Source organism: Stieleria mannarensis (assembly GCF_014154935.1).
Classification (GTDB): domain Bacteria; phylum Planctomycetota; class Planctomycetia; order Pirellulales; family Pirellulaceae; genus Stieleria; species Stieleria mannarensis.
In genome coordinates, this window is the sequence record NZ_JACEHH010000023.1 from 106,361 (window position 1) to 119,736 (window position 13,376).

A 13,376-nucleotide genomic window follows, 5' to 3' on the forward strand; every position below is an offset into this window, starting at 1 on the left:
GTCGTGCATCCAATCGCTACAACCACAGGCAATCGATCGATCCGGCGACCAACAACAACACGCTGATCGCCACATTGGCGTGGAAGAATGCCTCGTTGACTCGGTTCAAGTCATTCGGCCGGACCAGCGTGTGCTGTCGTACCACCAACCCCGCGATGCACACCCACGCGATCCAGTACAGCCAGCTGAATCCGACGTCCGGGGCCAAGCCGGGCAAGAGTGCTAAAACGATCAGCATCACCCCATGGGATGCCGCGGCGATCCGAAACGCACCGGCCACGCCGAATCGGCTGGGAACGCTGTGCAGCCCCGCGGCGGCATCGAACGCTTGATCTTGGCAGGCGTAAATGATGTCGAAACCGGTCACCCAGGCGGCAACCGAAGCGGCCAGCAACAACGGCGCGACGAGATCGCTGAGCGGATCCAACGACGCCGGCCCACGGATCGCAACCCAGGCACACAGCGGTGACAGACTGAGTGCGATGCCCAACCATAAGTGCGCTGCGCTGGTGAATCGCTTGGCCAGCGAGTAACCCAGCAAGAACAGTAGCACCGGCACCGAAGCTGCCAACGGAATCCAGTTGGGCAAAAACAAGGCCGTCGACGCGACGAACGCGACGCCGCAGCCCACGGTGAACCACAACACGGACTGACGAGACAGGATTCCGGCGGGGATGTGCCGCCCCTTGGTGCGCGGGTTTTCGGCGTCGATCTTGTGGTCGACCAAGCGGTTGAACGCCATCGCCGCACTCCGCGCCGCAACCATGCAGATCAGAATCCCGACCAAGTCCCTGATTCGAAGGTCGACCGCCTGGCCGCTCGGCAGTGGTGTCGCGATCGCCATCACGGTCGCCAGTGCCGCAAACGGCAGCGCGAACAAGGTGTGGCTGAATCGAATCAGTCCCAGCCAGTCGGCCAATCGCCCGCCGCTGCGGGGGGGGGGGCTTGAATTCATGATCCGTCCTTCCACCGCTGGATCAATCGGTTGTCCAGTTCCAGCTGGTCCAAGATCCTGCTGACGACAAAGTCGACCAGCGAGTCCAGCGAATCGACATCGTGGTACCAACCGGGCATCGCCGGCAAGATCACGCCGCCGGCCATTGCGATCTTGTGCATGTTTTCCAGTTGCAAGGCACTGACCGGCGTTTCGCGGGGCACGACGACCAGTTTGCGGTGTTCTTTCAAGTGAACCTCCGCCGCCCGCTGAATCAGGTTGCTTGCCGCCGCACGGGCGATCCCGCTGAGCGTGCTGCCGCTGCAGGGACAAACCACCATCGCGCTGGTGCGGAAAGAACCGCTGGCGATCGGCGTCATGTAGTCGTCGTGCTGGTGATAATGGAACCGGCCGGCCAAAACGCTTTCCCAATCGGTTTGCTGGACCAAGGTGCGGTGCCGGTCGGTCGACCAGACGGGGATGTAAGAAACCAGCTGAGTGAGATTCAAGCTGCGCAGATTGATCGCCAGTCCCGTTTCCTGCGTGATCACCGCCGCGCCGCTGGGGCTGATCGTTACGTGGACGTCGATCTGGGCAGCGGCGAGCGACTGGAGCAACCGAATGGCATACATCGCGCCGCTGGCGCCGGTGATCCCGACCACGACCGGATGCCTGGTCGTTTCTGATGATTGAGGTTCCGACGTTTGGGGCGAGCTCATTGGGATGCTCCGCTGGCTTCGTCGGCGAGCGGTTTGGTGCCTTCGTAGATCGTGCACACGCCGAAGGTCAGCGGGGTAAATTTAACGTCGCTTAAGCCCGCCGCCAGCATGCGATCGGCCAGCGCTTGGCCGTCGGGGAACCGGCTGACCGAATCGGGCAGGTACGAATAGGCCGACTTGTTGTTTCGTGCGAACCACTGTCCGACTTTGGGCAAGATGTGCCTGAAGTAGAAGTTGTAGGTTTGTCGCAGTCCCATCATGGTCGGCTTAGAGAACTCCAGCACCATGACTTGCCCGCCCGGGCGACACACCCGCGTCATCTCTTGCAGTCCCCGGTCGGTGTCGGCGACGTTCCGCAATCCGAACGCGACGGTGACGCACTGGAACTGGTCGGAGGGAAAGGGCAGTTGTTGCGAGTCGGCTTCGAGAAACTCGATCGATTCAGACCGCGTTCCGGCGACGCGTTTACGCCGTGCGATTTCCAGCATCGCGTAACAGAAATCGCTGCCCACGACCGCCACGTCTTTGGGGGCCGCGTCGGCGATCGCGATCGCCAGGTCCCCCGTCCCGGTGCACACATCCAATGCGGGGACGCCCGGGGCAAGACGCAATCGTTTGACCGCTTGATTTCGCCAATACTTGTCGATGTTCAACGACAATAGATGGTTCATCAGGTCGTAGCGGGGCGCGATCTGGCGAAACATCTCCCGCACCCGGGCGTTGCTCTTGTCCAATTCGCCCGCTGCCGACTCGGGCGGCGGGACGCTGCGCGTCGGTTCGTGTTCGGTCACGTTGGCGGTCATTGCAGATTGGGTGGTTGGGGAACACTTCGCAGGTCAGCGTAGCTACCTTCGCCAGAAGGTGGATCTCCGGTGTTTTCCACGCTCTGGCGAGCGTAGCTACGTCAAACACAGCACTGTCCCGCTAGGTTCTGGCATGCGGATCGCGATTTGGGAAGGACAGCGCAATCAACCGCGAAACGTAGACCGAGAAAAACAGCGGATTCCTGGAAAATCTTGCCGCCGCTGAATCGATGCACCAGACTGCCGGCGGCGGCTGACTTTTGGTAATGTTTCTCTCATGCGGACGCTGTTTTTTGATATCGATGGGACGTTGTTGGTGACGCAGAGTGCCGGAAGCGGCGCGCTGGTGCAAGCGATGCGCGCCGAATTTGAGGCGACGGAGGCTTCCGCCGATGGGATTCGCTTCGGCGGACGCACCGATCGCGACCTGGTTTGCGAGTTTCTGGTCGCTGCCGGCATCGACCCGACTCCGGAAAACCAGGGGCGGCTAAGGCGGCGATACGCGGTGACGCTCCGCGAAGTCCTGCGGACCGTCCAGGGGAACGTCTTGCCGGGCGTCACCGAATTGTTGCCCGCCTTGTCGGCCACGTCCCATGTCTCCTTGGCCGTGATGACCGGCAACTTCCCCGAAACGGCGCGGATGAAGTTGGAAACGTTCCGTTTGATCGACTATTTCCCTTGGGTGGTCGGCGGTGACCTGGACGCGATCCGCTGCGACATGGCTCGGCGAGCGGCCGATCAATTGGCACGGCGGAGGGGCGAGGCGGCTCGCGATGACGTGATCGTCATTGGTGACACCCCCAACGACGTCCGCTGTGCCCATTCGATCGGCGCCAAATGTCTGGCGGTCTGCACCGGCACGGCCAGCCGCGACGAATTGGAATCCGCCGGCGCCGACCGCATCGTCAACGACCTGACCGACCAGGCCGCAATGGAGTTTCTGGTGGGGTAGGGCTGTGTCCCGCGGTTGCCGGCTCGCAATGGCAAGGTTCGTGCGGGCAAAACGATGGGGGCAAAATAATGAAAACGGAGATGCCGGCGCCCGCCCGCCCAACTTCATGCCTTGATTGTTTGTTTGGCATCCTTCAATTCATCGATTGTTTTGCCCCCATTGTTTTGCCCCTCCTCTTCACCGCTGACTTATTCGTCTAACGTTGAATTCACCCTGCCTCTCGCTACTTTCGGTGCCACCGGTTTCCCTTTAAAACTCTGGTTTGACCGGCATTCCCACCTCCCTCCGCCAGCTCAACTGCAGCGAGTATGACGACACCTGACACTGACGGCACTCAATTTCCTGCCACCGACGCCCTGGTCGGGGTGATCATGGGCAGCAAGAACGATTGGGAAACGATGCGACCGGCTTGCGAGATTCTTGAGCAGCTGGGCATCGCGCATGAACGGACGGTCGTCAGCGCCCACCGCACGCCGGCGCGGATGTTCGCCTATGCCCAATCGGCACGTCAGCGGGGATTGAAGGTGATCATCGCCGGGGCGGGTGGCGCGGCCCACCTGCCGGGCATGGTGGCGTCGGAGACTTCGCTGCCGGTGATCGGTGTGCCCGTGCAAAGCCGGGCGCTGCAGGGACTCGATTCGCTGTTGTCGATCGTGCAGATGCCCGGTGGAATCCCGGTCGCGACGATGTCCATCGGCGCCAGTGGGGCGAAGAACGCGGGCTTGATGGCCGCCCGGATTTTGGCGACCAGCGACGATGATGTCCGGGCCGCGTTGGAAGCGTTCATCGAGAACCAGACGCAACAAGTCCTCGCCGCGACCGAGTTGGAGTAACCCGCGTGTCAGAACTAGATTCGATAGCATCGGTGGTGATGCCTGGATCGACCATCGGCATGGTCGGCGGCGGCCAATTGGGGCGGATGTTTGCCATCGCCGCGATGCAAATGGGATACGACGTAGTCGTTTTCTGCGGTTCCGACGATGAACCGGCCGCACAGGTCGCCACGCGGGCTGTGGTGGGCGATTTGTTGGACCACGACGTCGTCTCGCAGTTCGCTCGGCAGTGCCAAGTGATCACGTTGGAGTTTGAGAACATTCCGGCCGAGACGATTCGCTGGTGCGGGGAATTCGCGCCGACCTATCCGTCGCACCAGGTGCTGGCGACGGCTCAGGATCGGTTGGTCGAAAAGACAACGTTTCGCGACGCCGGGCTTGCCGTAACACCCTTTGCCGCGGTCGATTCGGCAGCCGCGGTCGGTGAATTTGCCCAGCAGCATGGCTGGCCGGTGATCGTCAAAACGGCGCGCAGCGGTTACGACGGCAAGGGGCAACACCGCTTGGCCGGGCCGGAGGATGCGGCCGCGGTGCCGTGGGATTCCGCCGACGCCTGGATCGCCGAACAATGCATCGACTTTGATCGAGAAGCGTCGGTGGTCGTGGCGCGTTCCAGCGTCGGTCAGGTGCGATGTTTTCCGCCGTTTGAAAACGATCACCGCAACCACATCCTGGACGTCTCGGTGTGCCCGTCGAACCTGTCGGCCTCGCAGCGTGAGCTGGCAACGACGATTGCCACGCGTGCGGCGAAAGTTTTGGAGCTTGTCGGCGTGTTGTGCGTGGAGTTCTTCGTCGTCGGCGAGGACACACTCCTGATCAATGAAGTCGCGCCGCGGCCGCACAACAGCGGTCACTTGACGATCGAAGCGTGTCACACCAGCCAGTTCGAGCAACACGTCCGCGCCGTTTGCGGATTGCCGCTCGGATCGCCGGAACTGCGCGTCGGCGGTGCGGCGATGGCGAATCTGTTAGGTGATCTGTGGGGGGACCAGGGCGAGCGTCCCGATTGGGATCAAGCCGTGGCGGTGCCCACCGTTTCGCTGCACCTGTATGGCAAGTCGGATGCGAAGGTCGGCCGCAAGATGGGGCACCTGACGGCGACGGGCGACTCGGTCCAGGATGCCAAAGCGGCGGTGATGCAGGCGCGGCAGAGGCTTGAGGGCTAGCCGGGTAACGCTAGGTCGACGTAGCTACGCTCGCCAGAGCGTGGAAATCGCCAGGGATCCACCTTCTGGCGAAGGTAGCTACGGATATTCCTCTCGTTCCCAGGCTCCGCCAATGAACAAGTGGTGCCGATTCGACAGGCTGGAAGCCTGCCCCACCAACGCGGCCTCAGCGGTTCTGGACGCTGAAGGCGAGTCGTTGTAGTTCGCTGGCCAGGTCGACGTTCACCACGGCGGTCGATCCGGGGAGGCGCAGGGTGGTGGGGGCGAAATTCAGGATGCCGCTGATCCCGGCAGCGACCAGATCCGCCGCGACGGTGGGGGCTTGATCGGCCGGAACGGCCAGGATGGCCAAGTCCGGTGAGAGTTCAGCCAGTTTGCCGGCCATGGTCGCCGCGTTCCAAATCGAAACGCCGCCGATCTGTCGATCGATCTTCGCCGGATCCAGATCAAAGGCGGCGACCAGACGGAACCCCAAACGCTCGAAACCGCGGTAGCGGAGCAAGGCATCGCCCAGGGAACCGACCCCGACCAAGACGACTTGCCACTGCAACCCGCTGCCGAGCACCGTGCCGATTTGTTCGGCCAGCTTGTCGATCGGGTAACCGACGCCGCGGCGGCCGATCGGGCCCAAGCTACTCAGATCGCGACGGACGACAGCGGGGGAAACATCGACCAGGGCGCCGAGTTGTTTGCTGTTGATGTGGGTCTCGCCCTGGTCGGCCAAACGATGCAGCTCACGAAAGTAAAGACTCAACCGCCCCACGGCGGGGCGAGGCAGTTTGTTGACGCCGCTGTTGGGGTCCGAGGTCGTTTCGGGATTCGGATCAGAGGGCATGTTCGGATTGTAACGCCACGCGCGAGCGTGGTGGCCACCGCAGGTGACAGAAAAATCAAACCACTCCCCACTCCCCACTCCCCACTCCCCACTCCCAACTCCCTCCCCGATCCCTACATCTGTTACGGATTGCAATGGCGGCACTCTCGGACAGCCCAGGCGTCTTATTTTGCCTTGATCGACCTGTTTACTTGGTCGGAGCACTTTGCGCAGACGATGAATTGACGGCATAAGGACCCAATTCGTTGGCACGCAGAGTTTGTGTGTCCGCACCATCTTCCTCCCACCGTTAGTGCGGGTAGATGGGGACCGAGGTCAAGTCAGGCGTCGATCGGCACCTTCGGGTGCAGCGGCCGGCGTCTGATACGTCTCAAAACGGGGGGTCTTTCGTCGCAGTGCACGTGCACGCAAAAAGTGCAGGAGGGTGTGAGCAATGGGTCTCGCATCATCCAGTGCGTCCCTTTGCAACCCAAAGTGTTTCCTGGAGAAAGAAGAGATGAAAAGGCTGTGGTTATTGCCCGCCTTGGCGATCATCGCGATCGTCTCGGGGGCTCAATCCGCACGCGGCGCCTATTGTGGCGCCATCAGCTATCAAGGCTGTAGCAATTGCGGAGAGTCAGTGGTCAGCGGCGGCACCGTCGTTGATGGCGCGGCGGCTGAACCAGTCGCGGACGGAGCGGCATCGGCAAACGCCGATGGCAGCTACACCGTCATGCGTAACGTCACCGAGACCGTATACGAGCAAGTCCAAGAGACTCGCTATCGTACGCGGAACGAAGTGTACTACGAGGACGTCGAAGTCCAAGCGACCCGCGTGGTTCCTTACACGGAACAGCGTGAAGTCCAGTACACCGTGATGGTGCCGACGTATGAAACGAAAACGCGTACGATCAACTACACCGTCAACAAGCCGGTGTACGAGACGCACGAAAAGGTCATCAACTACACGGTCAAAAAGCCGGTGTACGAGACCAAAACCCGTACGATCAACTACACCGTGATGAAGCCGGTGTACGAGACGCACGAAAAGGTCATCAACTACACGGTCAAAAAGCCGGTGTGGGAGACCAAGACACGCACGATCAACTACACCGTCAACAAGCCGGTGTACGAAACGCGTGAAAAGACCATCAACTACACCGTGATGGTTCCCGTGCACGAAACCAAAACGCGCACGATCAACTACACGGTTTACAACACCGTGCGTGAAGACAAAGTTCGCACCGAGAACTACACCGTCATGGTTCCCGAACAGTACACCAAGACCATCCTGGTCAAAGGTGGACACTGGGAAACGCAAACGGAAACCGTTCCCGGTCCGATGATGCGTCGCACGGTTCGCGAGCCCGGCACCTGGGTTTGGGACGCGGCAACCTGCCGCTGCGTGTACTGCCCCGGCAAGTGCCGCGTGGAGTGCGTCCAAGGCTGCCCCAAGACGATCTGCAAGAAAGTCTGGGTTCCGACCTGCGAAGAAAAGGAAATCACCTGCACGCGGTACAAGAAAGAGTGCCGTACGCGTGAGATCCCGTACACGGTTTGCCGACGCGTCCCTGAGTGCAAGACCAAGACTTGCACCTACACCGTCTGCAAGATGGTCCCCGAGTGCCGCACCAAGACCTGCAAATACACCGTTTGCAAGATGGTCCCCGAGTGCCGCACCAAGACCTGCGAGTACAAGGTTTGCAGCTACGTCTGCGAACAACGCAGCAAGGTTTGCAAGTACACCACTTGCAAGATGGTTCCCGAGTGCCGCACCAAGACCTGCAACTACACCGTTTGCAGCTACGTCTGCGAGCCCCGTACGAAGGTTTGCAAGTACACCACTTGCAAGATGGTTCCCGAGTGCCGCACGAAGACCTGCACCTACAAGGTCTGCAAGATGGTTCCCGAGTGCCGCACCAAGACGATCTGCGTCAACAAGTGCCGCACCGAGTGCTACACCAAGACCTGCAAGGTCAAGAAGTGCCGTCAGGTCTGCGAGCCTTACACGGTCACCAAGTGCGTTCCGCGTACGGTCTGCAAGCAAGTCCCCGTGACGGTTTGCTGCCCGGCTCCGGTTTGCTGCGGTGCTGCTGACGCTTGCGGATGCTGCGAGCCGGCTTGCTGCAACAAGTCTCGTGGCGGACTGCTGAAGAAGCTGTTCGGCGGACACAAAGGGTGCTGCAACAGCGGTTGCGACGTCGCTCCCAGCTGCGGATGCGACGCCGAGCCGACTTGTGGTTGCGAAGCCGCTCCTTCCTGCGGCTGCTAATTGAATCGGCCGAGCGGGTTTCCGCCGAGTCTTCGGGCTCGGTGGGGCCTCTCAGCCACTCAAAACTGCACGCGACAAGCCAGGCGGGGTGAGCCCCTCGGATCGAGACGGCTCGCCCCGTTTTTTCGCTTGTCTGCCAGCGCCGGCCGCCTCGCGGTTTCCGGCGCGACGCACGCAAAAACCGCCCAGGTGTGGCTGACCACGCCGCGGGCGTGTTTTTTTGTCTGAAAGCGACAGATGCGATATACTGCGTGGAAGCGATGGAGCCGCGAAACTCTTTCCTTTCTACTTGTCGAGTCGAATGCTGTGTCGCAGAGTCTTTTTTCGAGTGACTCCTCGTCCGCTCGCACACTGCAACCGATCGATATGTCGTCCGTCCCCCCGGCACCACCGCCACCCCCGTCCAGCGGCGATCCACGCGATCGCAGCCCCTGGGCATCGGACGACGCCAACCCCTTGCCGCCATCTGAATCGAAATCTCCATCGCCGCCCGAGCCGCCGTCGGAGCTGTTGATCGATTCGGACCAAGAAACGCTGGGAGGCGATCAGGCCGCAGCCGAGCCCACCGGCGCCCGGTCCGCTACGGCCGGCCCACCGGCCAGCCACGCCAAACCGGGGGGACGGGATAACCGTATTTCGGACCGCCCGGCCAAGTCGATTCCGCCGCCGCCACCGCCGCCGCGTGCAACCTTGCCGCCCACGCGACCGATCGCCGAAGTGTCCGTGCCGCGAAGCGGGATCGGATCGGCCGTCACACGCTGGCGCGGAAGTCTGCCCGAAATCACGCCCGTCGCCGCTGATGCCGACGATTCCAATTCATCGATCGCGGCGGCCGACCAGGAGGATCCGACCGCCGAAGTCACCCGGTCGGCGCCCTCGTGGCTGCTCAGCTTGGTGATTCATTTGATCGTGCTGCTGGTGCTGGCCCTGATCACTTCCCCACCGGGCAACGGGTTCACCCATCTGGTGCTCGATTTCGGAATCAGCAACGACGCCGTCGAGGACGCGTTGGATTTAGACCTTTCCACGCCGCTGACCGAGGACCTGATCGAAGCCCCCGAGGACGCGCTCGACGACACGCTGGTGGAGTCGGAGATCCCGGAGATCTTCGAAATGGTCCAGCCGGCCGAAATGGAAGCCATCGAGCCCGTACTGCTGGGTGCCGAGCCGATCGAGATCTCGAAACCGATGTTCAGTGGCCGGACCGGGGCGATGCGGAAAGCCTTGATGGCGATGTACGGCGGGACCGAGGAAACGGCCAACGCCGTCAAACTGGGGCTCGCATGGCTGAAACGTCAACAAAATCGCAGCGGGTACTGGAGCATGGTGCGGCCGTACAGCAACGGCGCCGTGTCAGAAAACCGGACGGCCGCGACCGCGATGGCCTTGCTGGCGTTTGCCGGTGACGGGAACACCCACCTGGAAGGCCCCTACCGCGTCGAGGTCGAAAAGGGGGTCAAGTACCTGGTCTCGCAGCAGGACCGCGGCGGGTTCATGGCCGGTTCGGCGCGTGGGAATGAACGAACCTATGCCCAAGCCCAAGCGACGATCGCCTTGTGCGAATTGTACGGCATGACGAAGGATTCTTGGTTGCGAGCCTACGCCCAGCGCGCCGTCGATTATGCGCTCAAAGCCCAGGCGTCCGATGGCGGCTGGCGCTACCGGCCCAACGAGCCCGGTGATACCTCCGTGACCGGTTGGTACGTGATGGCGCTGCAAAGTGCCCGCGGTGCCGGACTGGAGGTCGATCAGGGACAGATGAATCGAATCAGCAACTACCTTGATGCGGCCAGCGTCTACTACGGTTCCGGCTATGCCTATCAACCCGGTCGCTCCGACGCCACGCCGACGATGACCGCCGAGGGTTTGTTGTGCCGCCAGTATCTCGGTTGGGAACGCAACCACGGCCCGCTCCAAGACGGATTGAAATTGTTGCGTGCCGATGCCCCCTTCGATATCAACCGGCAAAACGTTTATTACTGGTACTACGCCACCCAGGTCTTTCACCACGTCGGCGGTCCGCTGTGGACTGAGTGGAATGATCAGATGAAAGTCAAATTGCCGGCACTGCAAATCAAGGACGGCAGCGAACGCGGCAGTTGGGCGCCCCAGGGAGATCGCTGGAGTATCGGCGGCCGGCTCTACACGACCTGCTTGTCGATCTATTGCCTGGAAGTTTATTACCGCCACCTGCCGCTGTACGACCAACAGTAGGGATTGTTGCCGGCTTATGCCTTGAAGAGCGGGAATCGCCAGGTGGTTCCAATGGCACGGGGTTGTAGCTACCTTCGCCAGAAGGTGATCCCCGCCGTTCTCCACGCTCTGGCGAGCGTAGCTACGAATAATGATGCGACTCCGCCAATACCGCTGCTACCCCCACACCCGCAGGCCCCAATCGGCCAGCGTGACCGCGGCGATCGCGATCAAGGCGATGGTGTAGCGCCGGATCGTTCGGTCGGCCGGCATTTGTCCCCTCCGTACGATTTGCAGCAGCGTGCCCAGACTGCACATCGCGTAGATCGCCAACAACAAACCGCCCGCATTGGCGGCCGCCGCGGCGCGAAACTCTCCCTTGACCGCGTGTGCCCACGACGTTGTCATCCCACAACTGGGACAGCGGATTCCGAACAGCACGCGAATGCTGCACGGGGGCAGCCCGAGTTGATGATGCGTGCCCAATCCGGCCGAATCGGGCTGCAGCGACCAGGCGGTCGTCAGCAATCCGACCACCCCGACTGCGGCGATCGCGGCAGCGATCCGCAGCAATCCGGCGCGTCTCCCCGTCGTGGTGCGATCGGGCTGCGTTCGCGGTTGCAAGGTTTCCACGCGATCGATTGTGTGGCAATTTTCGAGGGAAGAGAACGAAAGGGGGCGATGGCCGAAACGCGTCTCGGGGGCCGTTGGGCCCGTGCGAACCAATCCGCCGGCTGTTATTCTGGCGATTCGTCAAACCCCTCCGCAACCTCAGCAGAAACTGTGCCCGTGAAGTACGCCATTTGTAACGAGACCTTCGGCGACATGCCACTTGATCAAGCGCTTCAAATCGCTCACCAGGCGGGATACACCGGCTGGGAAGTGGCCCCGTTCATGCTCACCGACGACGTGACGCAATTCACCGCCGACCAGCGCGCCCGCTATCGCGACGCCGTGGCCGCCGCGGGGCTGGAAATCATCGGGTTGCATTGGTTGTTGGCCAAAACGGAAGGCTTTCATCTGACGACGTTGGACGAAACGGTCCGCCGGAAAACGAGCGACTATTTCTGCGAACTGGCCCGACTGTGCCGCGATCTGGGGGGCGATGTGATGGTCTTGGGGTCACCCCAGCAACGGAATTTCCCGCCCTCTCAGACCGAAGAACAGGCGATGGAGGCCGCGGCGGATTGTTTGCGCGGCGTCGTATCGACGCTGAACGAATGCGGCGTCCGAATTGCGATCGAGCCGTTGGGGCGAGGCGAAGGCAACTTTCTCAACACCGCCGCGGCCGGTCGCGATCTGATGAATCGGATCGACAGCCCACAGGTGGGGCTGCACCTGGACGTCAAAGCGATGAGCGACGAACCGACTCCGGTCCCCCAGATCATTCGCGACAACGCCGACGTGATGATGCACTTTCATGCCAACGATCCCAACCTGCTGGGACCGGGCATGGGAGACGTCGACTTTCGACCGATCTTTGAAGCCGTCAACGAAGTCGGATACGACGGTTGGACCAGCGTCGAGGTCTTTGATTACTCGTTGGGGGCCGAAGCGATCGCGCGACAGAGTATGGCCAATATGATCGCCGCCCAGCCGTGATGCGCACCCGACTTGCTCCGTCACCGACCGGGGCGCAGCATCTGGGCAATGCACGCACCCACTTGATCGCCTACTGGGCGGCGCGTCAAAGCGGCGGAGAGTTGGTCTTTCGAATTGACGACCTTGATTCGCCCCGGGTCAAGACCTGGGCGATCGAGCAGGCGATCGAGGACATTCGCTGGTTGGGGATCGATTGGGACGGCCCGCCGACGCTGCAAACCGAGCACCGGCCCCGCTATCGGGAAACGCTCACGACGATCACCGGCGGGCGAAACCTCGCCTATCCCTGTGTCTGTTCGCGGAAGGACATTGCCGAGGCGTTGTCGGCTCCGCATGAGAATCGTTTTCGTGGCGAGGGGCCGGTCTATCCGGGAACCTGTGCGGGCTATCAAGACGGGGACCCGATCCCGCCGCAGGTGCATTGTTGGCGGCTGCGTGTCAGCGACGAAACGTTGGCGTTTGACGATGCGGTCCTCGGCCGGCAGCGTTGTAATCCTGCCAGAGAGCTGGGGGATTTCCCGATCACGACCAAAGACGATCAGGTCTCGTATCAATTGGCCGTCGTGGTGGACGACGTGTCTCAGAACGTGGACTGGGTCATTCGTGGCAACGACTTGGTCGCCAGCACGTTTCGCCAACTGGAACTTTACCGCCATCTGGGTTGTCCGCCGCCGCACTATGCCCATGTGCCATTGGTCCGGGGCGCTGACGGGCGACGACTGGCCAAGCGTCACGGGGATACTCGGTTGAGTCACTATCGCGAGCGTGGGGTGGCTGCCGAAGCGATCGTCGGTTGGGCGGCCCATTCGTTGGGGCTATCCGACACGGCGGAACCTCAAAAAGCCGCGGACCTGATCGACCACTTCGACTGGTCTCGTTTGCCCAAGCAAGACACGGTGGTCGACCCCGAGCGATTGTTCGGATTGTGAGCATCGTCGCGTCCACGGTCTGATTGACGGCTACCCAATCGCTTGCGTTTAGCCAAACACAGACGGTTCTCTCGATGCGTCAGGGCAAACGCGATTGCGAGTCCGCGCCACGGCATCCCGCCGCAAAATCGATTGACCGACGCGGCGAAATCGCATCGG

General features: G+C 61.7%; 12 protein-coding genes. 7 read left to right on the forward strand and 5 right to left on the reverse strand.

Annotation, left to right across the window (positions count from 1 at the left end):
- Nucleotides 1-16: 16 nt before the first annotated feature.
- From H1B37_RS16775 to ubiE, 3 genes are read right to left on the reverse strand one after another with little or no spacing between them, the layout of a single operon-like run.
- Entirely contained in the window at nucleotides 17-955 is a 939-nt protein-coding gene (locus tag H1B37_RS16775; RefSeq protein WP_182867805.1) for a 4-hydroxybenzoate octaprenyltransferase, read from the reverse strand.
- The gene (locus H1B37_RS16780; RefSeq protein WP_182867806.1) at nucleotides 952-1,653 is read right to left on the reverse strand and encodes a UbiX family flavin prenyltransferase; all 702 of its coding nucleotides are present in this window, start codon (nucleotides 1,651-1,653) and stop codon (nucleotides 952-954) included. Before H1B37_RS16780 ends, H1B37_RS16775 begins: the two co-directional genes overlap by 4 nt.
- On the reverse strand, nucleotides 1,650-2,456 hold the full coding sequence (gene ubiE / locus H1B37_RS16785) for a bifunctional demethylmenaquinone methyltransferase/2-methoxy-6-polyprenyl-1,4-benzoquinol methylase UbiE (RefSeq protein WP_182867807.1): 807 nt from the start codon (nucleotides 2,454-2,456) through the stop codon (nucleotides 1,650-1,652). Before ubiE ends, H1B37_RS16780 begins: the two co-directional genes overlap by 4 nt.
- Before the next feature lie 277 nt (nucleotides 2,457-2,733).
- Between ubiE and H1B37_RS16790 the strand changes: the two genes are divergently transcribed.
- From H1B37_RS16790 to H1B37_RS16800, 3 genes are all read left to right on the forward strand, one after another.
- Entirely contained in the window at nucleotides 2,734-3,408 is a 675-nt protein-coding gene (locus H1B37_RS16790) for an HAD family hydrolase (RefSeq protein ID WP_182867808.1), read from the forward strand.
- 308 nt (nucleotides 3,409-3,716) lie between these two features.
- A complete protein-coding gene (gene purE / locus H1B37_RS16795; RefSeq protein ID WP_286177834.1) occupies nucleotides 3,717-4,241 on the forward strand; it encodes a 5-(carboxyamino)imidazole ribonucleotide mutase in 525 nt (174 codons plus the stop codon).
- Nucleotides 4,242-4,279: 38 nt separating this feature from the next.
- Nucleotides 4,280-5,407 carry a 5-(carboxyamino)imidazole ribonucleotide synthase gene (locus H1B37_RS16800; protein WP_182867809.1) on the forward strand — a complete coding sequence of 376 codons (1,128 nt, stop codon included), beginning with the start codon at nucleotides 4,280-4,282 and terminating at the stop codon, nucleotides 5,405-5,407.
- Between the two features lie 166 nt (nucleotides 5,408-5,573).
- On the opposite strand, the gene H1B37_RS16805 is transcribed toward H1B37_RS16800, so the two are convergent.
- The gene (locus tag H1B37_RS16805; protein ID WP_182867810.1) at nucleotides 5,574-6,242 is read right to left on the reverse strand and encodes a redox-sensing transcriptional repressor Rex; all 669 of its coding nucleotides are present in this window, start codon (nucleotides 6,240-6,242) and stop codon (nucleotides 5,574-5,576) included.
- A gap of 496 nt (nucleotides 6,243-6,738) precedes the next feature.
- Here H1B37_RS16805 and H1B37_RS16810 point away from each other — a divergent pair, with 496 nt between their 5' ends.
- Both H1B37_RS16810 and H1B37_RS16815 read left to right on the forward strand, forming a co-directional pair.
- Nucleotides 6,739-8,493, forward strand: a complete 1,755-nt coding sequence (locus H1B37_RS16810; RefSeq protein WP_182867811.1) for a hypothetical protein — start codon at nucleotides 6,739-6,741, stop codon at nucleotides 8,491-8,493.
- Nucleotides 8,494-8,859: 366 nt separating this feature from the next.
- Nucleotides 8,860-10,707 (forward strand): prenyltransferase/squalene oxidase repeat-containing protein, encoded by a 1,848-nt coding sequence (locus H1B37_RS16815; protein ID WP_286177835.1) that lies wholly within the window; start codon nucleotides 8,860-8,862, stop codon nucleotides 10,705-10,707.
- A 156-nt stretch (nucleotides 10,708-10,863) separates the two neighbouring features.
- On the opposite strand, the gene H1B37_RS16820 is transcribed toward H1B37_RS16815, so the two are convergent.
- A complete protein-coding gene (locus tag H1B37_RS16820; protein ID WP_353620855.1) occupies nucleotides 10,864-11,319 on the reverse strand; it encodes a DUF2752 domain-containing protein in 456 nt (151 codons plus the stop codon).
- Nucleotides 11,320-11,469: 150 nt separating this feature from the next.
- On the opposite strand from H1B37_RS16820, the gene H1B37_RS16825 reads away from it, so the two are divergent.
- Complete coding sequence (locus H1B37_RS16825) at nucleotides 11,470-12,288, forward strand: sugar phosphate isomerase/epimerase family protein (protein ID WP_182867813.1); 819 nt, start codon at nucleotides 11,470-11,472, stop codon at nucleotides 12,286-12,288.
- Entirely contained in the window at nucleotides 12,288-13,217 is a 930-nt protein-coding gene (gene gluQRS, locus H1B37_RS16830; RefSeq protein ID WP_182867814.1) for a tRNA glutamyl-Q(34) synthetase GluQRS, read from the forward strand. The genes H1B37_RS16825 and gluQRS overlap by 1 nt, the downstream gene beginning before the upstream one ends.
- Nucleotides 13,218-13,376: the final 159 nt, after the last annotated feature.